The 24,006-nt window shown below is 71.1% G+C and carries 23 protein-coding genes and 2 pseudogenes; 15 read left to right on the forward strand and 10 right to left on the reverse strand.

What is annotated here, in order from left to right; translation table 11 throughout:
- Nucleotides 1-431: hypothetical protein (locus tag HLB09_RS01830; RefSeq protein WP_409372970.1), on the reverse strand; the 431-nt coding region annotated here is incomplete at its 3' end.
- 67 nt (nucleotides 432-498) lie between these two features.
- Here HLB09_RS01830 and HLB09_RS20255 point away from each other — a divergent pair.
- Both HLB09_RS20255 and HLB09_RS01840 read left to right on the forward strand, forming a co-directional pair.
- Nucleotides 499-1,092 (forward strand): annotated as a pseudogene (locus HLB09_RS20255) (GAF domain-containing protein); the annotation flags it as partial.
- A 49-nt stretch (nucleotides 1,093-1,141) separates the two neighbouring features.
- Nucleotides 1,142-2,068, forward strand: a complete 927-nt coding sequence (locus HLB09_RS01840) for a PP2C family protein-serine/threonine phosphatase (protein WP_322789986.1) — start codon at nucleotides 1,142-1,144, stop codon at nucleotides 2,066-2,068.
- A gap of 53 nt (nucleotides 2,069-2,121) precedes the next feature.
- Here the strand turns inward: HLB09_RS01840 and HLB09_RS01845 are convergent, their stop codons facing one another.
- Nucleotides 2,122-2,559 carry an ester cyclase gene (locus tag HLB09_RS01845; protein WP_171201708.1) on the reverse strand — a complete coding sequence of 146 codons (438 nt, stop codon included), beginning with the start codon at nucleotides 2,557-2,559 and terminating at the stop codon, nucleotides 2,122-2,124.
- Between the two features lie 394 nt (nucleotides 2,560-2,953).
- Here HLB09_RS01845 and HLB09_RS01850 point away from each other — a divergent pair, with 394 nt between their 5' ends.
- From HLB09_RS01850 to HLB09_RS01860, 3 genes are all read left to right on the forward strand, one after another.
- Complete coding sequence (locus HLB09_RS01850; RefSeq protein WP_171201709.1) at nucleotides 2,954-3,673, forward strand: GAF domain-containing protein; 720 nt, start codon at nucleotides 2,954-2,956, stop codon at nucleotides 3,671-3,673.
- 170 nt (nucleotides 3,674-3,843) lie between these two features.
- Entirely contained in the window at nucleotides 3,844-4,566 is a 723-nt protein-coding gene (locus HLB09_RS01855) for a GAF and ANTAR domain-containing protein (RefSeq protein WP_171201710.1), read from the forward strand.
- Nucleotides 4,567-4,744: 178 nt separating this feature from the next.
- Nucleotides 4,745-6,346 (forward strand): diguanylate cyclase, encoded by a 1,602-nt coding sequence (locus HLB09_RS01860; protein ID WP_171201711.1) that lies wholly within the window; start codon nucleotides 4,745-4,747, stop codon nucleotides 6,344-6,346.
- Nucleotides 6,347-6,595: 249 nt separating this feature from the next.
- On the opposite strand, the gene HLB09_RS01865 is transcribed toward HLB09_RS01860, so the two are convergent.
- From HLB09_RS01865 to merA, 5 genes and pseudogenes are all read right to left on the reverse strand, one after another.
- Nucleotides 6,596-7,510, reverse strand: a complete 915-nt coding sequence (locus tag HLB09_RS01865; protein ID WP_171201712.1) for an AAA family ATPase — start codon at nucleotides 7,508-7,510, stop codon at nucleotides 6,596-6,598.
- Entirely contained in the window at nucleotides 7,497-7,958 is a 462-nt protein-coding gene (locus HLB09_RS20260) for a Mu transposase C-terminal domain-containing protein (RefSeq protein WP_344553434.1), read from the reverse strand. The genes HLB09_RS01865 and HLB09_RS20260 overlap by 14 nt, the downstream gene beginning before the upstream one ends.
- 293 nt (nucleotides 7,959-8,251) lie before the next feature.
- A pseudogene (locus HLB09_RS20265) lies at nucleotides 8,252-8,962 on the reverse strand (DDE-type integrase/transposase/recombinase); the annotation flags it as partial.
- A gap of 13 nt (nucleotides 8,963-8,975) precedes the next feature.
- Nucleotides 8,976-9,605 carry a recombinase family protein gene (locus tag HLB09_RS01875; RefSeq protein ID WP_146840845.1) on the reverse strand — a complete coding sequence of 210 codons (630 nt, stop codon included), beginning with the start codon at nucleotides 9,603-9,605 and terminating at the stop codon, nucleotides 8,976-8,978.
- 398 nt (nucleotides 9,606-10,003) lie between these two features.
- Complete coding sequence (gene merA / locus HLB09_RS01880; protein ID WP_034228832.1) at nucleotides 10,004-11,374, reverse strand: mercury(II) reductase; 1,371 nt, start codon at nucleotides 11,372-11,374, stop codon at nucleotides 10,004-10,006.
- An 81-nt stretch (nucleotides 11,375-11,455) separates the two neighbouring features.
- On the opposite strand from merA, the gene HLB09_RS01885 reads away from it, so the two are divergent.
- The 6 genes from HLB09_RS01885 (at nucleotide 11,456) to HLB09_RS01910 (ending at nucleotide 15,756) form a co-directional block, all read left to right on the forward strand.
- Nucleotides 11,456-11,854, forward strand: coding sequence for a heavy metal-responsive transcriptional regulator (locus HLB09_RS01885; protein WP_013884816.1), 399 nt, complete (start codon nucleotides 11,456-11,458; stop codon nucleotides 11,852-11,854).
- A gap of 265 nt (nucleotides 11,855-12,119) precedes the next feature.
- Entirely contained in the window at nucleotides 12,120-12,743 is a 624-nt protein-coding gene (locus HLB09_RS19680) for a recombinase family protein (protein WP_171201713.1), read from the forward strand.
- Entirely contained in the window at nucleotides 12,740-13,552 is an 813-nt protein-coding gene (locus HLB09_RS19685) for a phosphotransferase (protein WP_171201714.1), read from the forward strand. Before HLB09_RS19680 ends, HLB09_RS19685 begins: the two co-directional genes overlap by 4 nt.
- 428 nt (nucleotides 13,553-13,980) lie before the next feature.
- Nucleotides 13,981-14,628 carry an NAD(P)-dependent oxidoreductase gene (locus HLB09_RS01900; RefSeq protein ID WP_171201715.1) on the forward strand — a complete coding sequence of 216 codons (648 nt, stop codon included), beginning with the start codon at nucleotides 13,981-13,983 and terminating at the stop codon, nucleotides 14,626-14,628.
- Between the two features lie 42 nt (nucleotides 14,629-14,670).
- Nucleotides 14,671-15,099, forward strand: a complete 429-nt coding sequence (locus HLB09_RS01905) for a winged helix-turn-helix transcriptional regulator (protein WP_171201716.1) — start codon at nucleotides 14,671-14,673, stop codon at nucleotides 15,097-15,099.
- Nucleotides 15,100-15,144: 45 nt separating this feature from the next.
- On the forward strand, nucleotides 15,145-15,756 hold the full coding sequence (locus tag HLB09_RS01910) for a DsbA family protein (RefSeq protein ID WP_171201717.1): 612 nt from the start codon (nucleotides 15,145-15,147) through the stop codon (nucleotides 15,754-15,756).
- 131 nt (nucleotides 15,757-15,887) lie between these two features.
- Here the strand turns inward: HLB09_RS01910 and HLB09_RS01915 are convergent, their stop codons facing one another.
- The gene (locus tag HLB09_RS01915; protein ID WP_322789987.1) at nucleotides 15,888-16,373 is read right to left on the reverse strand and encodes a MarR family winged helix-turn-helix transcriptional regulator; all 486 of its coding nucleotides are present in this window, start codon (nucleotides 16,371-16,373) and stop codon (nucleotides 15,888-15,890) included.
- Nucleotides 16,374-16,490: 117 nt separating this feature from the next.
- Between HLB09_RS01915 and HLB09_RS01920 the strand changes: the two genes are divergently transcribed.
- From HLB09_RS01920 to HLB09_RS01935, 4 genes are all read left to right on the forward strand, one after another.
- Nucleotides 16,491-16,760, forward strand: coding sequence for a hypothetical protein (locus tag HLB09_RS01920; protein ID WP_171201719.1), 270 nt, complete (start codon nucleotides 16,491-16,493; stop codon nucleotides 16,758-16,760).
- Between the two features lie 104 nt (nucleotides 16,761-16,864).
- Complete coding sequence (locus HLB09_RS01925; RefSeq protein ID WP_171201720.1) at nucleotides 16,865-17,767, forward strand: sulfurtransferase; 903 nt, start codon at nucleotides 16,865-16,867, stop codon at nucleotides 17,765-17,767.
- A complete protein-coding gene (gene hemQ, locus HLB09_RS01930) occupies nucleotides 17,764-18,504 on the forward strand; it encodes a hydrogen peroxide-dependent heme synthase (protein ID WP_246234026.1) in 741 nt (246 codons plus the stop codon). Before HLB09_RS01925 ends, hemQ begins: the two co-directional genes overlap by 4 nt.
- 527 nt (nucleotides 18,505-19,031) lie before the next feature.
- Nucleotides 19,032-20,309 carry a pentapeptide repeat-containing protein gene (locus HLB09_RS01935; protein ID WP_171201721.1) on the forward strand — a complete coding sequence of 426 codons (1,278 nt, stop codon included), beginning with the start codon at nucleotides 19,032-19,034 and terminating at the stop codon, nucleotides 20,307-20,309.
- Between the two features lie 359 nt (nucleotides 20,310-20,668).
- On the opposite strand, the gene HLB09_RS01940 is transcribed toward HLB09_RS01935, so the two are convergent.
- Together HLB09_RS01940 and HLB09_RS01945 are read right to left on the reverse strand one after the other, a co-directional pair.
- Nucleotides 20,669-22,486: an ATP-binding protein gene (locus HLB09_RS01940; RefSeq protein WP_171201722.1), complete on the reverse strand. Its 1,818-nt coding sequence runs from the start codon at nucleotides 22,484-22,486 to the stop codon at nucleotides 20,669-20,671.
- Nucleotides 22,483-23,778, reverse strand: a complete 1,296-nt coding sequence (locus tag HLB09_RS01945; RefSeq protein ID WP_171201723.1) for a DNA sulfur modification protein DndB — start codon at nucleotides 23,776-23,778, stop codon at nucleotides 22,483-22,485. Before HLB09_RS01945 ends, HLB09_RS01940 begins: the two co-directional genes overlap by 4 nt.
- Nucleotides 23,779-24,006 lie beyond the last annotated feature (228 nt).

Raw genomic sequence — 24,006 nt, forward strand, 5'->3', positions numbered from 1 at the left:
CACACCACCGCGTCCAACAGACCCTCCAGCTCGCGCCGGCCGGCCCCGACTCCCTCGACGACGACCAGGTCGAGTCCCGCGGGCACCGCGACGGCGCCTGGCCGCTCGCGCGCGACCCAGCCCGGTGGGCGGTAACTCACCGCCTCTCCCCGCCGCACGGGCTCCAGCACCCCGCCAGCCAGCAGGTCCGTCCAGTCGAAGAACGAGTGGTGCCAGGCCACGTCATCGGTGTGCACGACCGCCGACGCCGGGACCGCGCGGTGGAGCCGCTCGGCGAGCGTGGACTTCCCGCTGGCGCCGCGACCGTCGACCGCCACCACCCGGGGTCGACCGGTCGGCGTGCCCGCCACCTGCTCCAGCACGTCCAGCAACTCAGCCAGCGGCGCCGTACGCCACGGGCCCGCGGGCGGTTCTCCAGCCGGCAACGACATCACTACGCCACCATGCCCGACAAGACCATCCCGCAGACGATCGCCACCCGGTCAGCGTCCCCTGACGATGGCTGGTGGGACGAGAGGGCTGATCGCCACGTTGGCATCTGGGCGTGGAGGCGTCCCTCCTTCATGCTGGTGCGGTGACAAGCGGGGGCCTTGGGGTGGTGTGGGGACGGTGAGCAGGTCGGGTGAGCCGGCGGCCGACCCTGATGTCGGCGCGTCGTTCACCGGGCAGGAGCCCGGCCGGGCTGGGGCGTTGCCGGTGCTGTCGCCGGTCCCAGAAGGGCTGGAGGTCGCCTTCGACCGGTACCTGCGGCTCGCGCGAGCCGCGCTGGGCGCGGAGCAGGCGCGCTTGTCGCTGCGGCCGGGAGTGCTGGCCGAGCTCACCGCGGCAGGGCTGACGCCGGCCGCGACGAGCGTTCCCGCACCTGTCGCGCCGGGGGTCTGCCGGTTGGTCGCGGGTAGCGCGCAGGCGGTGGCGACGCAGGACCTGCACCTGCTGGGCGGGGTCGGTCGGGACGCGACCGCGACCGCGGCCGGGGTGCGGGCCTACGCCGGTCACCCGGTCCTGGCCCCGGACGGGCGGGTGCTGGGAGTGCTGTCGGTTGCCGACACCACCGCCCGGGCGTGGTCGACGACGGCGTTGCAGGCGCTGGCCGACCTGGCCGGTGCGTGCCCAGCGGGTCCTGGCCGACGAGCGGACCGCCGTGGCCGAGGTCGGTTCCGCCCGCGCGCTCAGCGCGCAGCTGGACGCCGAGACCTCCCAGTTCCTGGCCGAGGCGGGCAGCGAACGCGCCCGCGCCGCCCAGGGCGACGCCGAGACCTCCGAGCGGGCCGTGCGGGTCCTGCTGGACCAGCGCCGCACCGTCGCCCACGTCCTGCAAGAGGCGATGCTGACCCGCCTCCCGCAGCCCGACCACGTCCACCTGCTCGCCCGCTACCTGCCCGCCGCTGCCGGCGAGCAGGTCGGCGGGGACTGGTACGACGCCGTCGTGACCGGTGACGGGGCGACGACGCTGGTCATCGGTGACGTCACCGGCCACGACATCCACGCCGCCGCGACGATGGGCCAGCTGCGCTCGGCGCTGCGGACGCTGATCTGGGCAGAGCCCCACCACACCCCCGCGCAGGTCCTTGCCCGGCTGGACACCGCGATCCCCGCCCTGGCCCTGGACGCGTCCGCGACCTGCCTGCTGGCCCGCCTCGAGCAGTCCCCCGCACACGCCGACGCCGGGCTGCGCCGGCTGCGGTGGTCCAGCGCCGGTCACCTACCACCCCTGCTGATCGGCCCGGACGGTCACGCCCGGCTGCTGAGCACCGAGCCCGAGCTGCTGCTGGGGTTCAAACCGGCCACCACCCGCCAGGACCACACCGTCGACCTGCCCCCCGGCTCGACGCTGGTGCTGTACACCGACGGGCTCGTCGAGCGCCGCCGCTCGCACCTCAGCGATGACCTGGACCGCCTGGCGCAAGTGGCCACCACCCACGCCGACCTCGACCTGCCCGACCTCGCCGACGCTCTCGTGCACGACCTGGTCGGCGACCACCCCAGCGACGACACCGCTCTGCTGCTCGCGCGCCTGCACCCCGAAGACCGTCCCCGACCGCCCGAGGCGGGCCCTGCCACCGTCTGATCCCGGTGACCGATCAGCGATCCTCACCTGGCTCAAGCCATAGGCAACGCGTCCTAGCCCTCCTGGGAGGCGCCGCCCTGGCGGGGCTCGATGCCGAGCTGGGCGAGCATGCCCATCTGGTCGCTGCTGCCCCAGCGCTCGACCATGCGGTCGTCCTCGAACCGGCTGATCTGCATGCCGCGGAAGCTGACCGAACGCCCTGTCGGCGCGAAGCCCATCAGCTGGCCCTGGTGCGTGCCGGTGACGGTGTAGGCGAACGCCACCTCGTCGTCGGTGGCCACCAGGTGGTCCACCGCGATGGTCAGGTCGGGGAAGGCCGTCCGCAGCTCGGTGAAGAAGTGCTCGAAGCCGACCGGGCCGGCCTCCTGGCCGGGTGCCGGGTCGTGGTCGACGCTGTCGACGGCGACCAACCGCTCGAAGGCGGCGAGGTCGCCGGAGTTCACGGCGTCGCCGAAGGCCTGCTGGGCTGCCATCACGCTGTCGCGGGACATGGATCTCCTCCACGGGGTCGGGCACGCGTGCGGTGCGGCCCGGCCCGAGCACCCTCGCCCAGGCACGGACGGCGCGCCACCGGGGCCGCCCGGTACCCGGTCGACCCGCCTGCGCAGGCCTGGCCGGCCCGGGACCTTCTCCGGCAGGAGTCCAGAAGCATGGCCGCAGCCCGGTCGGGTGACGGCTTCACCGTCACGCCGACAGCTCTCCCCGACAGCCATCCTCAACCGGTCTTGTTGTTGCCTGCCGGTGCGCGCCCGCTGCCACGTCCTCATGCGTCGGTCTCGCGCTGGTCACCCTGCGACAGTGGGCGCGAGCGGCTGGGCGCGCCCCATGGTGACCGGACCACGGTGATGGACCAGAGGGTGACCGGACCAGGGTGAGGAGGACGGTGTGGCGAGCGGGCGCACGAGACAGATCCTGGCCGAGGTCGCCGGCGGCGGCGTGGACGTCGCCGAGCTGCCCGGCGCGCTGGTCGCCCGCTGCGCGGCGGCGCTGCCGATCACCGGGGTCGGGCTGATGCTGATGACCGACGCCGGCCCGGCGGGCACGGTCGCGGCCTCCGACGGCCCGGCCGGGGCCCTGGAGGAGCTGCAGTTCACCCTCGGCGAGGGGGCCTGCGTGGACTGCTCGCGCACGGGGCGGCCGGTACTGGTGGCCGACCTCGCCGCGCAGGGGCCGGGCCGGTGGCCGGCGTTCACCGGGGAGGCGCTGGCGGCGGGGGTGGCCGCGGTGTTCGCCCTCCCGCTGCGGGTCGGGGGGATCCGGCTGGGGGTGCTGGACCTGTACCGGGAGGTGACCGGGCCGCTGGCCGGGTCGGACCTGGCCGAGGCGCTGGCGTTCGCCGACGCCGCCACCGCGGTGCTGCTGCACCTGCAGTCCCACACCCCCGAGGGCGAGACGGCCCTGGGCCCGCAGACGATCCCGGTGTTGGACGACCGGGCGCAGGTCCACCAGGCCACCGGGATGGTCTCGGTGCAGGCCGGTGTCTCCCTGGCCTCGGCGCTGCTGCTGCTGCGGGCCCGCGCCTTCGCGACCGGGCGTCCCGTCGCCGACCTGGCCCACGACGTCCTGACCCGGCTCGTGCACTTCCGCTCCGACGACACCACCTGAGCGCGCCGATGGTGCCGGCCGGTGCTGACGCCGACAGACCGGTGTTGACGCCGGCAGACGGGCCGATCTGGGATGGCCCGGCACGCTGGACGGGATACTCCCGAGGACAAGCAGGGTGGTCACAAAACCGCGGCGCCCACACCGCCGTCGCGGGAGAAAAGAGGGACGACATGGACGGACCGCAGCGGCTGGCCGAGGTGTTCGTGGAGCTAGCGGACACCCTCGTCGACGACTTCGACGTGGTGGAGTTCCTGCAGATGCTCACCGAACGGGCGGTGGAGCTGCTGGGCGCCGACGCCGCGGGGCTGATGCTCGCCGACCAGCGCGGCGCCTTGCAGCTGATGTGCTCCACGAACCAGCGGGCACGGTCCCTTGAGGTCTTCGAGGTCCAGACCAGCGAGGGCCCGTGCCTGGACTGCTTCACCTACGGGGCACCGGTGGTCAACGTCGACCTCGCCCGTGCCGGAGGCCGGTGGCCCGCCTTCACGGCCGCTGCCGCCGAGCAGGGCTACGGCGCCGCCCACGCCCTACCGCTGCGGCTGCGGGGGCAGGTGATCGGGGCGATGAACCTGTTCACCGACGCCGCCGTGCACCTGGGCGAGGAGGAGATCGCGGTCGGGCAGTCGATGGCCGACATCGCCACCATCGGCCTGCTGCAGGAACGCTCCCTGCGCGAGCAGACCGTCCTGTCCGAGCAGCTCCAGGGCGCCCTGTCCACCAGGGTCCTGGTCGAGCAGGCCAAGGGCGTGCTCGCCGAACGCGCCGGCATCGACATCGCGCAGGCGTTCACCCTGATGCGCACCTACGCCCGCCGCCGCAACACACCCCTGACGAGCGTCGCCACCTCCGTCGTCGACGGCTCCCTCGAGGCCCGCGAGCTCACCACCTCCTGACCGGCCCGACTGACCGGCCGGCTCCCCGGTCCCGCGGCCAAACAGCCACGGCCCTACCGCGGCGAGGCACGTGGTGCCATGATCGTCGCGTCGTCCTCGGGAACCCACGAGGTGCGCCAGCTGCCCCGGCCCCGGCAGCACATCACCACCACGATGTGCACCACACGGGAGCCCTGAGATGACCGCCCACCCCGGCACCGGCACGACACCTGCGACCCCACCCGGCAGCCGCGCCGGCGAAGACGTACCCGCCCCGGCCGGCGGCGTCGTCCTGGTCGAGGTCACCGGCGACGTGGACCTGACCACAGCCGCCGACCTGCGAGACCGGCTCGACGTCGCCGGACGGTCCCCGACCGGTCGCGTCGTCGTGGACGTCTCCGGGGTCGACTTCATCGACTGCCACGGGCTGGGCGTCCTGCTCGCCGCGCGCACCCGCATGGGTGCCCGACTCGAGCTGCAGGCACCGGCACCAGCGGCGGCGAACCTGCTCGACCTGACCGGCACCCGTCACCACTTCGACACCCCACCCGCGGCACCCGCGCCGCCCGAGCCGGGCCCTGCCGGCACCGCGACCACGGCGTCCTGGCCGCAGGAGGTCCTGGGCGCCGCCGCCGAGACCGTGGAGCACCTGCAGCTGACCTACCCCGCGCAGGTGTGGCTGGTCACCCGCGTCGAGGGCGACCACCACGTCGTCACCGCCGCAGCCGGCCCCTGGGCCGGCGAGCTGCCGGCCGGAACGGTGCTGCCCTGGCGAGGGCCCCTGGACCCCAGCGACGACCTGGACACCAGCACCTGGCCGATGACCGACGTCGAAGAGCTGCTCGGCACCGGCACCACCGGGCGGCGCCTGGCCGTCTGCGCCAGCACCGGCGTGCTGCTCCTGACCGGTGAGGACGTCGCCGGCACCTTGTGCGGCTTCACCACCCACACCACTCCCGCACCACCGCCGGAGACCACCACCGCCCTGCTACACCTGCTCGGCCGGCTGCTGGGTCTGACCCTGACCTCCGCCCGCGCCCAGGCGGTGGCCCAGGACCTCGCCGTGGTCGACGCGCTGACCGGGCTGCGCAACCGCCGGGGCTGGCAGCAGGACCTGGCCCGGGAGAACGACCGCTGCTCCCGCTACGGCACCTTCGCCGGTGTCCTCGCGGTCGACCTCGACGACCTCAAGACCACCAACGACACCCTCGGCCACCACGCCGGCGACGCACTGCTGGCCGCGACCGCGCAGATCCTGCGCAGCACCTGCCGGCCCAGCGACGTGCTGGCCCGCGTGGGAGGCGACGAGTTCACCGTCCTGGCCGCCGGAGCCGACCCCGCCGCCGTCGCCACCCTCACCGCCCGCGTCGAGGAGCACCTGCACGCCGCGGGGATCCCCGCCTCCGTCGCCGGCACCGCCCGCCAGCCCACCGAAGGTCTGGACGAGACCTGGGCCCGCGCCGACGAGCAGATGTACGCCGTCAAGAACCAGCGCCGCGCCCACCCCACGACCTCGCACGCTCCACCGCATCAGCACACCCCCGCCACCAGCGTCCGGCTCTTCCTCCACCAGCACGGGCTGCTGCCCACCCCCGGCCGACCCACCGGCGACCCGCAGGCAGGACGCGACGACAGCACCGCCTCCCGCCTGGACTTCATCCACCAGGCCCGCCAGGCCGGCCTCACCCCACCGCAGATCCGCGCCGCCCTCACCCTGCGCCACTCCCCCACCACCACCAGCCAGCAGCTCCAGGACCTGCTCCACGTCGAGACCCCGCCGACACCAGAAGTACCCACCTGAGCCGCCCCCCCCTCCCGCCGGCGGCACCGACGGCCCGAAGGCCGCACCGGCAGCTGACTGCCTGCCGGACCACCTCGGCGCTCGATCGGGACTGCTGCACGAGCAGGCGACAGCTGGCCTGTGGCGTCGAGGCGCCGTCCCAGCAAGCGACCGTCTATCGGCACATCACTCCCCCACCCGCCGACCGAGTGTGGCCCACAGGGATATGTGGCCGTAGATCACCTGTGCTCTGTGTCCGGGCACCTTCGCTCAGTGCCCGATGAGGAGGGCCTCGCGGGCCGCTTCGACGACCTCCGGTGTCACCGTCGGGAGGTGGTTGATCTGGCGGATGCGTTCAATCTGAGTGAGGAGTCGGTCGACGAGGCGGAAGTTGCCGCCGGTGACGCGGGCGACCGTGGTGATGGCGGCGGCCTGAGCCAAGTCGTCTTCGTCCGGGTGCTTATCTGATTGCCAGCGGCGGGTGAGGACGGCGGTGAGCTCGTCGGGCCCCAGTGATCGGTACTCGTGGGCGAAGCCGATCCTGCTGTAGAGCTGGGGGTAACGGGCCAGGCGCTTCTCGATCCCGGGCATGCCGATCAGGATGACGCCGAGGCGGTGTCGGTCGTAGTAGTCGCGGACTTGCTCCAGCCCGACGGTTCTAAGCCGGTCGGCTTCGTCGATGATGAGCAGCTCGGTGAGCGCAGAGCCCGCTGAGGCCGGGTGCACGAAGGGGTCGACCTTGCCGTACTGGTGGTAGTCGACGGCGTAGGAGATCTCCTGGCACGCGCGGGGCAAGGCCCGGTCGACTTCGCGGGTGCTCGCGTTGACCGTGGGCGTCCAGAACGCGGTCCGCGCCTGCAGGACGCGTTCGGGCACGGCACCGGGATCGGTGCCGCTGGTGAGGGTGTGCTGCCAACGCGCCCAGTGATCCGTGCCGGCGTAGTGGCGAGCAGACAGGGTCTTGCCAACCCCGGGCGGCCCCCAGCACAGCCCGACGTGGCGGTGGCGTCGCACGGTGTCGGCGAACTCTGCGAACCGCCGGTGCTCCTTCGTGACCAAGAAGGAGACCTGCTCCTCACGCGGCGCCGGCGGGACAAGCTCACCCAGTCCTCTGGTCAGGAAGCGCCGGCCGTCGTCGTTCTTGCCGAGGATGCTCCGGTCGGGGGCAGGTTCAGTCGTTGGCATAGGTCCGCAGCCTGTGACGAGGGACGGGCGGCTCGGCCGGCGGACGCTGCCCGTCCACGCCCGGCAAGCCCGCGGGCTGCACCACGGCGTAGTGGTGATCCGCGGGCAAGGCGTCGGCCAGACTCCGACGCTCGCGCAGCTCCTTCTTCAGCGCCCGCCGTCTGGCGACGCGAGCGTCCTGCAGCTGCTCCAGCGTGACTGCTTCGCGGGCGAGCTCAGGTGCGATCGCCCGGCACAGGTACTTATCGCAGTAGTAGACGCGGACCTCGGCTGCGTCGCGGGGGTCGTAGCGGATGGTGACGCTCTCTCCGACGTAGGCGGCGAGCACCGGGCTGATGTACCGGGTGCCGGAGAAGCGGATCCCGTCACGTTGGACGATGCGGCTGGTAGCCGCCGTGAGCAGGAGCGTGTCGAGGTCCTCCGGGTGGGCTGGGCTGCGAGGATCCAACCGTCGGCGAGCCAGCGGACCACGGGCGGCTGCCGGGTCTCGGAGTGCGGCCGGCTGTGATACTCCTCGACGACGAAGCGCTCGACTGCGCTGTCGAGCTCGGCGAGGGTGAGCTGCGGCGGTGTGGTGGGTTGCCCGCCGGTGCCGTGCGGGATGTACCCCGGCAGGTGCGGCAGCAGCTCGGTGGTGATGGTCCTGAAGAGGCGCTCGATCTTGCCGCGGCCTTGCGGGACCCCGATCCGGGAGTGGATCAGGCTGACGTGGGTGTCGAGGCAGACCCGCTCGAGCCGGCTGCTGGTGAAGTCGCTGCCGTGGTCGCTGTAGAGCACGTCGGGTAGGCCTTGGACCGGCCAGGCAGGGTTGCCCTTCGCGATGACGGCCTGGTGCAGCGCGAGGGCCGTCCGCTCGGCGCTCGGCGCGCCGAGGAAGAGCGTGTAGCCGGCGACGGCACGCGAGTAGTCGTCCAGCACTACCGTCAGCCACGGTCGTGCCGGGCGTCGGTGGGCATCGAGGATCTGCACGTCGAGCAGCGTGTGGTCGGCCTGCCACTGTTCGTTCGGGCGGGCCGCCGAGCGCCGGTAGACCAGCTCGAACCGATCCCGATAGGCGGTGTCGCCACCCGTCGCAAGGGTGCGCAGACCTGGGTCGATGCTGGTGACGATGTCGCGCACCGTGGAGTAGCTCGGCGGAGCCAGCCCGCGGTCGCGCGCCATGTCAGCGATCCGGCGGTGCACGAACGCGGTCGTCGGGGCGGGCCGGCGTAGAGCCAACGCCTCGACGGCCGCGATGAGGTCGTCGGGCAGCCGGCGCTGGCCGGCGTCGCTGCGCCGTCGACGTTCCAGTGAATCGACGGTCCCGTCGGCCCGGTAGGTCGTTGCCCACCGGCGCAGCGTGCGCTCCGGGATGCCAGCGTGCTCAGCCAGGCGGGTCAGCGGCACTCCGTCCTGGAGGTGCTGGCACAGCAGCAAGGCCTTCTGCTGGGCCGTCAACCGAGCCGAGACCATCGCTGTCTCCTTGCTACCTCGCGGACTCCGCTGCCGCCTGCTCGGTCGCCGGCGCAGCGGTGAGGTGCTCGACGGCCCGAGGCGGCAGGTGGCGGTACAGGCTGGTGCGGGCGATCCCCGTCTTGGCGACGATCTCCGCGATGGAGTGGCCGGCCTCACGCAGGTGGGCGGCGTAGGCGAGCTTGTCAGCGTCGACCAGGACGGGTCGGCCAATCCGCCGGCCCTTGGCTGTGGCAACAGCTCGAGCGTGGGCGGCGCGCTCGACGGTGTAGGTCCGTTCCATCTGCGCGAACAGGGCCAGCAGGACGACCGCGAGCTGTCCCATCGGGTCGCTGGGGTTCGCGGAGTCGACCTTGATCGGGTCCGCGAGGTTGCGGACCCCGACGCCGCGGTCGGTGAGGTCGTGGATCAGGTTGAGGGTGTCGCGCACCGTGCGCCCCAGGCGGTCCAGGGTGTGCACGACGATGACGTCGCCCTCACGGGCGTACTCCAACACCGCCCGGAGGCCCGGCCGGTCGGTGGTCGCGCCGGACTTCTTGTCCAAAAAGATCTTGTCCCGTGCGACGCCGGCCGCCACGAGCGCCTCGACCTGCCGGTCAAGGTCCTGCTTCGCCGTCGAGACGCGTGCGTAGCCCAACTCCACCGGCCCAACGTACCGAAGGTCGTCTCTGTACGGAACCAACGGGACGCGATTTCGGGACCTACTTCTGGCACGGCGCGTCAGCCGTGCCGCCTCGGCTCGAACAAGTCTTGGACCGCTCGTCCCACTTCCAAGGAAGTGGGACAGGCTCAACTCTGTCTGACGCGTTGACCCAGCCTGGCCCTGTGTCTTCTGGTGCGGGAGTGGGAGCATCGCGTGATGAGCCAGGACTCGAGGGAGTGCTCGTGCTGCGGGCGCAGCAAGCCGCGCCGCGCTCTTCATGCGTTGGACGGCGGGGCGTCGTACATCTGTCGGCCTTGCGGCCTATGGGTGGCCCTGAGGCTGAAGGGCGACACTGTCGGCGCGGGCTCGCACGAGCCGTGACGCGCCGGCTCGGGTGCCTATGCGCAGCAGCTCGTGGGCAGCGCTGAGCGGAACAAGCCGGCGGCGATGCGCAGGGCTTCGCTCATCGTTAGGTAGGGGGCCCAAGTGTCGGCGAGGTCGTCCACGGTGAGGCCGAACTTGATCGCGTAGGTCGCTGCGAGCATCAGTTCGCCTGCGCCGTCCAGGGCAGCGTGCACCCCGAGGATCTTGCGGCTCTCGGCGTCGATGACGAGCTTGAGGACACCGCGGGTGTCCTGGTTGACCAGGGCGCGCGGGATGTCTTGCGCTCCTAGGACGCGGCATTCGCAGGCGTGCCCAGCGGCGAGAGCTTGGTCCTCCGTCAGTCCCGCGCTGGCGATCTGGGGCGTGGTGAAGGTGACGCCGGGCAGCCCTCGATAGTCCACTGCTGAGGGCTGGCCGAGCGCGCCGGCTGCGGCGACGTGTCCTGTCTGGGCTGCGACGTAGACGTACTGCGGGACGCCGGACACGTCCCCGGCCGCGAAGACCCGTGGGTTGGTGGTCCGCTGGTTCTCGTCGACGACGACGAAGCCGCGCCTGTCAGTAGCAACACCTGCTGCATTGAGAGCCAGGTCGGACGTGTCGGCGAAGCGCCCGGTCGCCACGAGCAACCGCTGGCCCGTCAGCCGCCTCTCGCTCCCGGTCCGGACCTCAACGCCGTCGTGAGTCGCCCGCACCTCCGTCGCGCGCTCCTGCACCACGGTGATGCCCTCGTCCTGAAACACGCCGAGCAACACGTCTGCAACCTCCGGCTCCGCGTGGGGCGCGAAGCGTCCGACGATGGTGACGGCGACACCGAGGTGCGCCCACAGCTGGGCCTGCTCGAGCCCGACATACCCGGCGCCGAGCACCACCATGGATGCGGGTAGGTCCTGCTGCTCCATCGCGGTGGTGGAGGTCAGGTACGCCACGTCACCCAACCCCGGGAGGTCCGGGATGTGTGGTGCCACGCCGGTGGCCACGACGTACCCGTGCCGTGCTCGCAGGGCCTGGCCGTCGACCTGCAGTGTCTCTTGGTCGATGAAGCGTGCGTGGCCCTGCAGGATCGGGAAGCCGTGGGCGTCGGCGACGTCGGCGTACTTCGCTTGGCGCAGGCGGTCGATCAAGGCCTGCTTCTGCTCCATCAGGGCGCCCAAGGCGACCGGGCCCGCGCTGGTGGAGATGCCTTCAAAGGGGTGCGTGGCCGCACGGTGGCGCTGCCCGGCGGCGGCGAGGAGGTTCTTGCTGGGCACGCAACCGATGTTCAGGCAGGTCCCGCCTAGCGGCCCGTGCTCGACGAGCAAGACGCTGTTGCCGCGGGACCGTGCCTCGATGCCCGCGGCCATCGCAGCGCCGCCGGTCCCGATGACGATCAGGTCGTACTCGTCCATGGCATTCTCCTCGCGCGCGCGGACAGGTCATCGGACGGTAGACGTTCCAGTGCGGGGGAAGGTCAAGGTCTACGGTTGACCATGCGCATCGGAGAGCTGGCCGCCACGGCCGGCGTGACGACCAAGACGATCCGCTACTACGAGAGCGCCGGCGTGCTGCCAGCGCCGGCTCGCCAAGCGTCGGGCTACCGGGAGTACGACCACCGGGCGGTCGACCGGCTGGCGTTCGTGAAGGCCGCGCAGGCGGCCGGGCTGACCCTGGCGGAGATCGTCGACGTCGTCTCTGCCCGCGAAAGCGCCGGCGCACCGTGCGCACACGTCGCGGCAGTGCTCGAACAGCACGCCCACGATCTTGAGCGGCGGATCGCCGAGCTCACGACTCTGTTAACCCAGGTGCGCCAGCTCAGCGCGCGGGCAAAGACTCTGCACCCTGACCAGTGCACCCCCGCCCAGGTCTGTCACCTCATCCCCACCGCCTGAAGCATCCGCCGTACCTGCGCGCGAACGCCGCAGCGCAGTCAGCCGCAAGGTGCACACATGATCACGGCGCCGCCGATGGCTGCCTCTGGGCCGTAGCCCCCCGTCGATGTCATGGGCCCAGCTCAACCGCCACATTGCGGCGACAGATTCCCGCCACCCAGCGCTGAAAGCCACAGACCGAGCCGTCACCTCGACCCTCAGCGTCCCGATAGACCCGTCCGGATAGGAATCCCGCACAGGGGCGTCATACGGCACACTCCCCGGCGTGAGCGGACTCAAGATCGGCTACGCCCGGGTTTCGACCACCGGCCAGGACCTCACCGGCCAGCGCAACGCCCTGCAGGCCCTCGGCGTCGAGCCCGACCGGGTCTACGTCGACCACGGCCTGACCGGCACCACCCGCGCCCGCCCCGGCCTACGCGAGGCCCTGGCCGCCTGCCGCGCCGGCGACACCCTCGTGGTCACCAAGCTCGACCGCCTCGCCCGCTCCCTACCCGACGCCCGCGACATCGCCGACGAGCTCACGACCCGTCAGGTCAAGCTCGCCCTCGGCTCCTCCGAGCACGACCCCACCGACCCCGTCGGGCGGCTCCTCTTCAACGTCCTGGCGATGGTCGCCGAGTTCGAGGCCGACCTCATCAAGATGCGCACCCGCGAAGGCCTCGCCGTCGCCCGCGCCGCCGGACGCCTGCGCGGCCGCAAGCCCAAGCTCAACCCCCGCCAGGAAGCCCACCTCGTCGAGCTCCACCGGAGCGGCACCAAGACCGCCACCGACCTCGCCGAGCTCTTCGGCGTCGGCCGCTCCACCGTCTACCGCGCCCTCGAGCGCGCCAGCGCCCCGCCCCTCACACCCGCCCAGACGCAACAAGCCACTCAGGAGACGACGTGACCACCACGCCCGACCCCACACCCGAGCCCAAGCCCGACACCGAGGAAGCGCTGGCCGGTGGCTTCAGCGGCCCCGTCGTCCGCGTGGGCGAGACCGTCCGACGCCCGACCGGCCCGTGGACACCGACCGTGCACGCCCTCCTAGACCACCTGCAGGCCACCGGCTTCACCCGCGCCCCACGTCCCCTCGGCCTCGACGACCACGACCGGGAGGTGCTCACCTACCTACCCGGCGAAGTGCCCCTGTACCCCCTGCCCGACTGGTGCTGGGACGACGACGTCCTCGCCCAGGTCGGGCGGGCACTGCGCGAGGTTCACGACGCCACCACCGGTCTACAGCTGCCTGAGGGCACCTGGAAGGTCGCCACCCACCAGCCCGCCGAGGTCATCTGCCACAACGACGTCGGCCCCTACAACACCGTCTTCGACGACGACCACCAGCTCACCGGCCTGATCGACTGGGACTTCGCCTCCCCGGGCCCCCGCGCCTGGGACCTGGCCTACGCCGCCTACCGCTTCGTCCCCCTGGTCGCCGACACCAACCCCGACACCCCCGCCGTACCCGTCGCCGAGCAAGCCCGCCGCCTGGCCCTGCTCTGCCAGGCCTACGGACCCGACCTGCTCACCCCGGCCGAGGTCCTCGACCGGGCCCAAGAGCGCCTCGCCGAAGGCATCTCCCGCATCGTCGCCCTCCGGCGACACGACCCAGCCGAGCAGGAGCCCTACCGCCTGGGCCACCACCTGATCTACGCCCACGACCTCGAGCACATCTGGGACCACCGCGACGCCCTCGCCTCTGCTGAACCCTGAGCCGCAGCCCCAGCCACCGTCCGCAACCCCCTGCAGGAGGTTCCGCGACACAGCAGTTCCGGACACGAGTTGTGAACGCCACTCCCCCGGCGTGTCGCCCCGCCGGCGCGAGTGTCGCTCAAACGATCGAATGAGGTGTACGGGCGTGCGCTTGTGGGGCGTCGACAACTTCGCGCCGAGGCGGGCGAGCCGACTGGGGCCAGGGTCAGCACCCGCGCCCTGCGGACGACCGGGTCTGGACATCAACGAGCCGGTCCCGGGGGCCTTGGAGCCGCTAGGCCCGTCGGCCCGCCTCCTCTGCGCGGACGAGGCCACCCGCCGACTTCATGCCGAACACCCCCGTCACCCGACCGGCCCCTCCCCCTCACCGCTCATGCTATCTTTCGGGTAGTCGCTACCGCTCGGGTAGCCGGTCGAGAGGAGAAGTCATGTCGAAGGTCGTCGTCATCGGTGCCACCGGCTACGCGGGCGGGCGCATCAGCGCTGAGCTGCTCACCCGTGGGCACGAGGTCGTCGGGGTCTCACGCAGCGGGGCCGGGCTCGACGAGCGGGTGACCCCGGCGCAGGGGTCGGTGCACGACTCCGGTTTCCTGCGCGAGGTGACTGCGGGCGCCGACCACGTCGTGGTCGCGGTCAAGGCCGCCGCGGTCGAGCCCGGCGGCCCCACGCTGCTGGACGCCCTGCCGGGGCTGACTGAGGCCGCCGTGGCGCAGGGCGCGCGACTGGGCTTCGTCGGCGGTGCGGGTTCCCTCCTCGTGGCCGAGGGCGGGCCCACGCTGGTCTCCACCCCGGCCTTCCCCCAGGCCTACGCCCGGGAGGCCCTGGACCACGCCGCGGTCCTGGAGGCCCTGCGCCAGGCCCCCCGCGAGCTGGACTGGTTCTACGTCAGCCCCGCGGCGACCTACGGCGCCTGGAACGCCGGTGAGCGCACCGGCGCCTTCCGGGTCGGTGGTGACGTGCTGATGAGCGACGAGGCGGGCGTGTCGGCGATCTCCGGTGACGACTTCGCGATCGCCTACGTCGACGAGCTCGAGTCCGGCGCGCACCCGCGCCAGCGGATCAGCGTGGCCTACTGAGCGCCGAGACCACTCCGCGGCGCCACCAAGGCAGGAGACCCCATGGACGACCAGCAGCAGCTGGGTGAGCCCACGTTCGACCCCTACCACCCTGACTGCCCGAGCCGGCAGATGGTCGACCGGATCGGCGACAAGTGGACGGTGCTGGTCGTCGGCGTCCTGTCCGAAGGGCCGGCGCGCTACCGCGACCTGTCCGGCCGCGTCGCGGGCATCTCTCCGAAGATGCTGTCCCAGACTCTCAAAGGCCTCGAGCGCGACGGGCTGATCACCCGCCGGGCCTACGCCGAGGTCCCTCCCCGCGTGGAGTACGAGCTGACCCCCGCCGGGGCGAGCCTGCGCCCGGTCCTGCTGGACCTGGAGCGCTGGGCCCGCGAGCACATGCCCGAGGTCCTGCGCGCCCGGGCCGCCCACGACGCCGGCCAGGGCTCCCCCGACCACACCCCCGGCCAGGTCCCTGACCGGGTCACGTGATCAGGACCCTGACCGGGGCCCTGACAGCTGAGGAGAAGAACCGCCGTGCACGAGCTGATCTACGTCTTCGACGCCTACTGCGGGTGGTGCTACGGGTTCGGGCCGCAGGTCGCTGAGCTGGACCGCGACCCGGGCGTGAGCATCCGGGTGCTGCCCGGCTCCCTGTTCAGCGGCGCCCGGTCGGGCCCCATCGGGGACTACCCACACATCCCGGCGGCCAACGCCCGCATCAGCGCCGCGACCGGGGTGCGCTTCGGCCCGGCCTACCAGGCGCTGCTGGCGGACGGGCAGGTGTCAATGGACTCCGACGACGCCGCCCGAGGGCTCCTCGCCCTGCAAGCGGTGGCCGGTCACGGGCGCGACGTCGAGCTCGCCCGCGCGATGCAGGAGGCGTTCTACCTCGACGGGCTCTCCCTGTCCGAGGCCGAGACCTACCGGCGCATCGCCCAGCGCCTCGGCCTGCCGGCCGACGACGTCGAGGCCGCCTACGCCCACCCGCGCACCCACGCGGCCGCCCGGGACCGACAGGCGCAGGTCGCCGCCCTCGGGGTGGCCGCCTACCCGACCCTGCTGGCCCGCACCCCGGCCGGCCTGGCCCAGGTCGGCAACCCCACCGCGACCGCCGACGAGATCCGGGCGGCCCTGCGCGACCAGTGACCGGCCTCGACGACGGCCGGACCGTGAGCGCCCACGAGCCTCACGGCCCGGCCGTCGCGTCGCGCCCGGACCCGCGCTCGTCCAGCACGGGACCTCAGGGCCTCGGGGGCTCGTGGGCTCGGGGGCTGGCGTCAGGGGGTCGCGTGCTCGACGGCTCGCAGGACCGGGAGGAGGGCCTGGTGCAAGGTGATGAGCTGGTCCTGGCTTAGGCCCAGGCGGGCGACCACCTCATGAGGGACGGCTTCGGCGCGCTGGCGCAACGCTCGTCCTGCCGGGGTCAGGCTCACGACCACCGACCGCTCGTCGTCCTGGCTGCGCTCCTTGGTCACCAGACCCGAGATCGTCAGCCGCTTGACCAGCGGGGACAGCGTCCCGGAGTCCAGCTGGAGCAGCCGCCCGAGCTCCTTGACCGACAGACCTCCGTGCTGCCACAGCGCCAGCATCACCAGGTACTGCGGATGGGTCAGCCCCAGCGGTTCCAGCGCCGGTCGGTACAGGCCGATCACGTTGCGCGAGGCCACCGCCAGGGCGAAGCAGACCTGCCGGTCCAGGGCCAGCGGGTCCTCGCTGGGCGCCGCCTCCTGGGCCGCTGGCGTGGGCCTCGCCTCGATGGTCACACCCGACAGCGTACGGGACAGTCGTGTACCGTTAGGTTGTACGCAACTGAACCGTGCACCGTTCATCTGTGCGCTGCGCGCGGCGCCGCACGGTCCACGAAGGCCTGAGGAGCAGGGATGGCGAAGTCGAACGAGCAGTCGTGGCTGGCGCGGCTGGAGGCCACCTTCAAGCGGATCTACGGGCCCGCGGAGGTCGACTCCGCCAGCCAGCTGGATCCGCACGCGGCCAAGCGCCTGCAGGGCATCAACGGTGACTTCGAGGTCCGCCGCGACCGCAACGGGCGCAACTACCTGGTGGCCCGCCCGGGCGCGCAGCCCCCGGCGCCCCAGGACGGCACCCGATCCGACGAGGGCGACGGCGAGCCCACCGACCACCCGCGCCGGTAGAGCACCACCGACCACCCACCCCCGGACCACCCGTCCCGCGGGCGCCTGAGGTGTCCTCAGCACGCGCCCGGGCCGGTCCCCCGCACCGACCCGATGGAGAACCCGTGACGCTGCCCCGAGACGAGCACCCCAAGTTCGCCGAGTACGCCCACCCCGAGCGTCTGGTCAGCACCGCCTGGCTGCTGGAGCACCTGGGCGAGCCAGGCCTGGTCGTGGTCGAGAGCGACGAGGACGTCCTGCTCTACGAGACCGGCCACATCCCCGGCGCGGTCAAGGTCGACTGGCACACCGACCTCAACGACCGCGTGACCCGCGACCACATCGACGGCGAGGCCTTCGCCGCCGTGATGTCCAGCAAGGGCATCAGCCGCGACACGACCATCGTGATCTACGGCGACAAGAACAACTGGTGGGCCGCCTACGCCCTGTGGGTGTTCACCCTGTTCGGCCACGCAGACGTCCGGCTGCTGGACGGCGGGCGCACCGCCTGGGAGGCAGCAGGCCACGACTACACCACCCAGACGCCGCAGCCCACCCCGACGGACTACCCCGTCATCGAGCGCGACGACTCCGCGATCCGCGCCTTCAAGGACGACGTGCTGGCCTTCCTCGGCGGCCAGCTCCTGGACGTCCGCTCTCCCGAGGAGTACACCGGCGCCCGCACCACGATGCCGGCCTACCCCGAGGAGGGCAGCCTGCGCGGCGGCCACATCCCCGGCGCCCAGTCCGTCCCGTGGGCCCGCGCGGCCGCCGGCGACGGCACCTTCAAGACCCGCGCCGAGCTCGAGGCGATCTACCAGGACGAGAAGGCCCTCACCCCCGACGAGCCGGTCATCGCCTACTGCCGCATCGGGGAACGCTCCAGCCACACCTGGTTCGTGCTCCACCACCTGCTCGGCTTCCCCGACGTGCGCAACTACGACGGCTCCTGGGTCGAGTGGGGCAACGCCGTCCGGGTGCCCATCGCCGTCGGACAGGACCCGGGCAACCCCACGGTGGGCGCATGAGCCAGACGACCACTGGCCAGGCCATGCCCACGACCCCCGCGTCGGCCCCTGCGACGGCTCCGTCGTCGGCGGAGGTCAACGAGACGATCCGCTACACGATGTGGTCGGTCTTCCGCGCCGTGGACCACCTGCCCGACGAGGAGCGCGAGGAGGCGACGGCCGAGCTCGAGCAGCTGCTCGCCGCCGACGAGGACGTCGTCGTGCGCGGCCTCTACGACGTCAGCGGCCTGCGGGCCGACTCCGACCTCATGGTCTGGTGGCACGCGCCGACGGTCGAGGCGCTGCAGGGGACCTACCACCGGCTGCGCCGCTCGGCCGTGGGCCAGGTGCTGGAGCCCGTGTGGTCCTCCACGGGGATCCACCGGCCGGCCGAGTTCAACAAGGGCCACGTGCCGGCGTTCATGGCGGGGGAGGAGCCCCGCGGCTACCTCTGCGTCTACCCCTTCGTGCGCTCCTACGACTGGTACCTGCTCGACGACGCCGACCGGAAGAAGATGCTGCGCGACCACGGCATGGCCGCGATGCCGTTCCCGGACGTGCGCGCCAACACCGTCAGCGCCTTCGCCCTCGGGGACTACGAGTGGCTCCTGGCCTTCGAGGCCGACGAGCTGCACCGCATCGTCGACCTCATGCGCGAGCTGCGCGCCACCGAGGCCCGCCGCCACGTGCGCGAGGAGCTGCCCTTCTTCACCGGGCCGCGCGTCAGCGCCCAGCAGGTCGTCGCCCGCCTCCCCTGAGCACCCGCCAGGCACGTCCCCGGCAGACACCTCGCGGGCCCTCCCGACCCCTCCTCGAGTCGGGGAGTCGCGGTCCTCCTCGACCCAGACCCGGTCGTCGCGGCGGGCGGCGACGAGCTCCTCGAGGGCGGTCGCGATGCGCTCGACCTTCCCGAGCAGGGTGACGACCACGGCGATGACGCCGACCAGCAGCGCTCCGGGCAGCTCCGCGGCAGGCCGTCCCACCTTCAAGGAAGTGCGACGCACCATCGGGCTCGACGACCACCGACTCCGAGGCGCGACACGCGCAGATGTCGACAGCTGTCCCTTAATGGGTGTCCGTTGCTCCGATGCCCGAGGCACCGGACGTAGTGGCACACGGTTTCGGACGCCCGACCCGGCCCCGGCGGCGGGGTGTGTCACAAACCATCGTTTGCGGCCGGCGACGTGTTGTCAAGAGGAGTCAGCCAAGAGCAGTGCCGCCACGCCCCTACCGTCACGAAAAGGACTCATCAGCGCGACTGCCGCCCGTAGGCTCGTTGCTCACCATGACCTTCACGCCCGCCACCACCATCAGCATCGCGACCCTCATCTTCTTGGCAGGAGGGCTCGTCACCTATCTGGTTACGTCTTATAGGAGACGGCGGAGAGGTGCCTCCAAGCACACGGAAATTGCGATTGTCGCCGTCACTGCTGTCTTCCTCGGCTGCACGGTGTCATACGTACTTTGGGGCACAAGCGTCAGAGATCACCGTGAAGCCGTACGCACCGGGGCGCTCGCGGCAGGGGCGATCGGGGCTCTTTACAGCCTTTTGATCAGCGAACGAAGGCGCGGTATTGAAGAAAGGCGGCAGGAAGTAGAGCAGCGACGTCACGACCTCGAACACGAACGCACACTTTTGGACGGGCACCGCGTCGCAACCGAGAGGTTTGCGAAGGCAATCGAACTCCTCGGGCACGAGACAGCCCAGGTGCGAGTCGCGGCGATGCACTCGCTGATCGAACTATCTCGTAGCCGCGAGGAAATGCTTCAGTCTGTCACGAGTGTTATATGCGCCTACTTGCGTCGCCCTTTCATGCCCCCCCTGACGGACTCGGGGGATAAAATCTACGATGAGGCTCTGAATGGCGCGCAGCGCGAAGAACTAACGGTCCGCAGGGCCGCTCAACGGCTTCTCAACCAAGCACTACAAGAGGGCGCTACCGGCAAGGCGCTTGACGTGGATTTGACTGGCGCCACTGTTGACCGACTCGATTTCGGCGGTAAGCATCTTGGGCAGCTTCTGTGTCACGACATGACAGTCCTCGGGACCGTCGATCTCTCTGACGCGATAGTTGAAGACACGGCATCTTTCAGCCGCTCTCACTTTTTGGGTGATTTTAATGCCCGAAGCGCGACCTTCAAGGGCAACGTATGGTTCTCCTTGTCACGATTTATGCGAAAGTTGAACGCCGACGGGGCGCGCATTACTGGGGCAGTCACCTTCACCAGAAGCACCTGCAAGGGTCCGGTCTCACTCCAAGGCATTACCTGCGAGGGGTACTTCGGCATGTCGCGAGTCAATGCCGCCTCCGGCATAGTGCTCGATAAAGCGCGCTTGCTAGGACATGCAGACTTCAGCTCGGCCAACATCAGGCATCGAACTGCACTCAATTCTGTTACTCTCGACGGACCGTCACTCAACATGCAAAAAGCGAAGTGCCAACACTTCGAATTCCACAAGATTGCCGTGGGTAGCGACTGTTCTATCAAGCCGCCCCACGGCTGGCTAGCAGGTGGACCCTCGGGTCGACCCTTCGAGCGCGACAAGGCAGCAGTTAAGTAGCCCCGTAAGGCTAGCGACTCCTCGAAGGTGTCCTCGAAAGTGAGGAACATGAATAGGTCGCCAGCGCCCCCGAGATGGCCATTCGGATACGAGCGGGCTTGAGCGGTCACCCTCACAGTCCGCGGGCGTGACCGCCTGGGCACCTCCTCGGCGCAAGCAGCCTTTTCATCCAGGGGTCGCGACCGCCTGGAGGACGGCACGCTCGGCCGGGCATCTGCGGCTGATGGTCCACGCCCACAGGCCTTGCTTCAGCTCGGCGTGCAGGTCGCCGGGATGCGCCGGCCATAGCCCACATGCGCGGCCGCGGCCACCTGCGGGGCGCTGTGAGGGGCGCCCCGCGGCAGCGGCACAAGCAGTGGTCACTGAGATGCAGCCACTCTGCCCGCTCTGATCCGCATGCCCTGCTTCAAGACTCCCTCAAGGAGGGTGAAGGGAAGGGCGGCCAGGGTAAGCGCTTCGGGCGAGGTGAGGTTCTCGTAGTCGCGCTCTCGCCAGGGCGTCTGGTGCTCAAAGCTCCAGGATCGAATGACGGCTTCGACGAAGACCTGCGCGTACCAGTCGTGGACCTGCTCGCGGGCGATCTGCTGCACCTCCTCCCCGCCTCCGTAGTCGGCCGCCAGGCGGGTGATGGCGTCCTGGACGACTCGGAAGCTCCTATTGGCGAAGATGACGTTGCTGGTGCGGACGTACTCGGCCGCACGGTCGGCGGGGCGGTCGTCGGCTTCGTCGAAATCGACCCAAACGATGTCGGGCAAGTCGCGGTCGGGGTGGACGCGGGTGGCTGGTGTCCCGTCGGTGTCGGCGAGGCCGGCGTAGTCACTGCGCTTGGTACCGGCGCCACCGGCTCCAGTCGTGCCGGTGCCGCCGACCGGTCGGGTGCCGTCGCCGCGGGTGCCGGTGGTGGTCTCGGTGCGGTCTCCGGCGCCCGAGGGCGCGGTGCCGCTGGCCCTCTCCTGGCCGGTGGGGGTGGGACGCCAGGCGGTGACGCGCCACAGGTGCTTATAGCGCTGGACGCGTTCTTTGACGGTGCTGGCGTCGGAGCCGTCGGTGGCGTCGCGCACGGCAGCTTCCAGTCGTGCGATCTGCTCGGGTGGCTTGGCACGGAATTGGGCGGCCCAGTCTTCCCAGGGCAGCGGGGTTCCGCCGATGCGCAAAGTGTTGCGCGAGAGGTCGGCTGCGACGGGGCCGGTGGGCTCGAGGTAGAGGGCGATCCGCTTGGCGGCGAAGAGGATGCCGAAGTTCTGGGTGCGCACGCGGTGGGTGTTGCCCGTGGTGACTTCGTAGAGCTCGTCCTGGAAGAGGGCGCCGCTCTGCCCACGGGTGAGGTAGACGTCCTCGTTGCCGGAGGTCTTCTCGGGGAGGATCCACCAGTGGGCCCGCGCCCCGTCGAGGTCGACCTGCCCGGAAGCTTCGGCGTTCTGGTCTAGCCACCACTGCTGTCCGTTGCAGGTCCTCAGACGCGTGCCGGAGGCCTGCTGGGTGCTGTAGTCGATGGGCTCGTCGTGAGGCCACTTGGCGTGGTCGGCGGGCCATTCCCGGACCCGGACGCGGACGCCGTCGGGGAAGCGGAAGAAGCGCCGGTTGAGGTACTGCACGAGCCAGCGCATCGTCTTCGGGGCGGCCTCGGGCGGGGTGATCGTCGACCGGTCCTCGTCGTCCCCGAGCAGGACGACCATGGTGCCGTGCCCGTCGTCGATGACGCCGGGGCGCATCTTGTCGATGCCGGTGAGGTAGGGGCGGGCGCCACCTTCGGGGTGGTCGAAGCGCTCGAGGCCCCACTGGTCGCCTTCCTGGCGGAAGTGGACCAGCGCCCCGCTGCCCTCGCGCCAGGAGGCGTAGACGACACCGGCGGGATTGCGGGCGCCAGCGGTGACCTTGGCCCCGATGCCGAAGTTGCCGTCGACGCCCTGCTGTCGGCCGGAGACGAACAGGGTGTTGATGTAGCGCACGAGGTCCGGGGAGGTCATGCCCTCGCCGTTGTCGATGCACGCCAGGCGCCAGACGCCGCGGGTGCGGACGGTGTGCCAGTCGACGTCCCACAGGACCTCGCTGGCGCCGGCCTGCAGCGCGTTGGTGGTGATCTCGCGGTACTGCTGCAGGGGGTGGGCGTCCTTGGCGAGCAGCTCGAAGGCGATGGTGGGGTTGCGGACGTCCATGGACTCCAGGTCGGGGATCACCGCTTGGTCCCGTTCTGGGTGGGCAGCTCGGTGCCGGCCTGGGCCCATCCGGTGAGCCAGGTCACCAGTCGGCGCAGGTCCTGGGAGCGGGAGGAGGGGGCCATGGCGCCCTCCTCGAAGACGCCGCTGGCGAATAGGGGGTTGGTCTTGGTGACCGGGGCGTCCATGTGCGGGGCGAGGCGGGTGAAGAAGTCCTCGGCGCGCTGGGTGCCGGCGCGGTCCAGGGAGGGCATGTCGTCGTCGACGTCGATGGCGAGCTCGTAGAAGACGCCGGCGAGCACGCGCAGGATGGTTGGGGAGGCCAGCAGGCTGTCGCGGCGCAGGTCGACGGGGCTGGTTTCGTCGGCGGCGACGTCGCTGAGGCGGGGGAAGGCCTGCACGAGGGTGTCGAGGTAGGCCTGGACGAGCTGGGTGACCAGCTGGTCCTTGTAGGCGGCCTCGCGGCGGACGTTCATCCGCCCGGAGATGCCCAGGGCGACGTGCTTGACGATGTCGGACAGGTTGCGGGCCGACAGCAGCGCGGTGTTGTTGCGCTGGGTGCGGTCGCGCTCGAAGTCGATGCGGCCGGCGAGCAGCTCGTGGGTCTCGGCGAGCTCGCGGGTGACGCGGTTGATGACGCTGACGCTGTCGAACTCGACCGTCTTGGACTTGGTGATGCCCTTGGCGTTGTTCGTGATGTCGGCGAAGGCCTGCTTGTGCTCGGCGACGGTGATGCCCTCGACCACCTGCAGGGTGACGTACTCGGTCTGCAGGCGCTGCTCGAGCGCCTCGAGCTCGGCGATCTTGCCGGTGCGCACGGAGACCCCGACGTCGTCGCCGACGGACCGAGAGGCGCGCAGCTGCTCGCGCTGTTCCTTGAGCTCGCGGGCGATGTCGCGGGCGGCGATCGTCCAGCCGAGGATCCGGTGCTGCCCGTCGAGGATGTCCAGGACGTTGACCGCGTTGTGCGGCAGGGCGAGCACGCCGATCTCGACGCCGAAGGCGCGTGCCTTGACCTCGAAGGCCTGGCCGAGCTCGGCGTTGGTGTCCAGGAGCAGGGGCGGGGCCGTCCACTTGGGGTTGTTGCGCCAGTAGGCGGCGAACTTCTGCGCGTGGTTGAGGTCGACCCGGCGGTTGCCCTCGAACGGCTGCTCGGGGTCGGGGATGGGCAGGTGGGTGGGGATCAGGTGCAGCGGCAGGGCGATGTCGAAGTAGGAGCGCGCGCCCTGGCCGTACCGGGTGGCGAGCACCTCCAGCTTGGCTCGGTAGCCGGAGAGGTTGGTGAAGTCGAGCGGGTCGGTCGTCGTGGTCATGGGTCCTCCTGTCGGGTAGGTCGTCAAGGTGGCTACCTCGATAACAAGGAGACTAGCTCCAGGTTAGGCGGCTTGGCAACGCCTTAGCCGCACTAGTCGCCTGATTGGGTGACTAGTGCGCTAGGAAGCTGCCTGGGGACGCCGGCGCGGTCCACCTCCCGGGGTCGTACGGGGCACGTACGGTCAGGTGCTGTCTGGTCGGTGTCGGTCCGCCGACGCAGTGGGGTG

The sequence above is a fragment of the Pseudokineococcus marinus genome (genome assembly GCF_013004605.1).
GTDB lineage: Bacteria > Actinomycetota > Actinomycetes > Actinomycetales > Quadrisphaeraceae > Pseudokineococcus > Pseudokineococcus marinus.

Coding starts and splice junctions, on each gene's coding strand:
- HLB09_RS01845 (WP_171201708.1), bottom strand. CDS start 2,559: ATGTCCCGCGACAGCGTGATGGCAGCCCAGCAGGCCTTCGGCGACGCC.
- HLB09_RS01855 (WP_171201710.1), top strand. CDS start 3,844: ATGGACGGACCGCAGCGGCTGGCCGAGGTGTTCGTGGAGCTAGCGGAC.
- HLB09_RS01860 (WP_171201711.1), top strand. CDS start 4,745: ATGACCGCCCACCCCGGCACCGGCACGACACCTGCGACCCCACCCGGC.
- HLB09_RS01865 (WP_171201712.1), bottom strand. CDS start 7,510: ATGCCAACGACTGAACCTGCCCCCGACCGGAGCATCCTCGGCAAGAAC.
- merA (WP_034228832.1), bottom strand. CDS start 11,374: ATGGACGAGTACGACCTGATCGTCATCGGGACCGGCGGCGCTGCGATG.
- HLB09_RS01885 (WP_013884816.1), top strand. CDS start 11,456: ATGCGCATCGGAGAGCTGGCCGCCACGGCCGGCGTGACGACCAAGACG.
- HLB09_RS01900 (WP_171201715.1), top strand. CDS start 13,981: ATGTCGAAGGTCGTCGTCATCGGTGCCACCGGCTACGCGGGCGGGCGC.
- HLB09_RS01905 (WP_171201716.1), top strand. CDS start 14,671: ATGGACGACCAGCAGCAGCTGGGTGAGCCCACGTTCGACCCCTACCAC.
- HLB09_RS01920 (WP_171201719.1), top strand. CDS start 16,491: ATGGCGAAGTCGAACGAGCAGTCGTGGCTGGCGCGGCTGGAGGCCACC.
- hemQ (WP_246234026.1), top strand. CDS start 17,764: ATGAGCCAGACGACCACTGGCCAGGCCATGCCCACGACCCCCGCGTCG.
- HLB09_RS01935 (WP_171201721.1), top strand. CDS start 19,032: ATGACCTTCACGCCCGCCACCACCATCAGCATCGCGACCCTCATCTTC.
- HLB09_RS01945 (WP_171201723.1), bottom strand. CDS start 23,778: ATGACCACGACGACCGACCCGCTCGACTTCACCAACCTCTCCGGCTAC.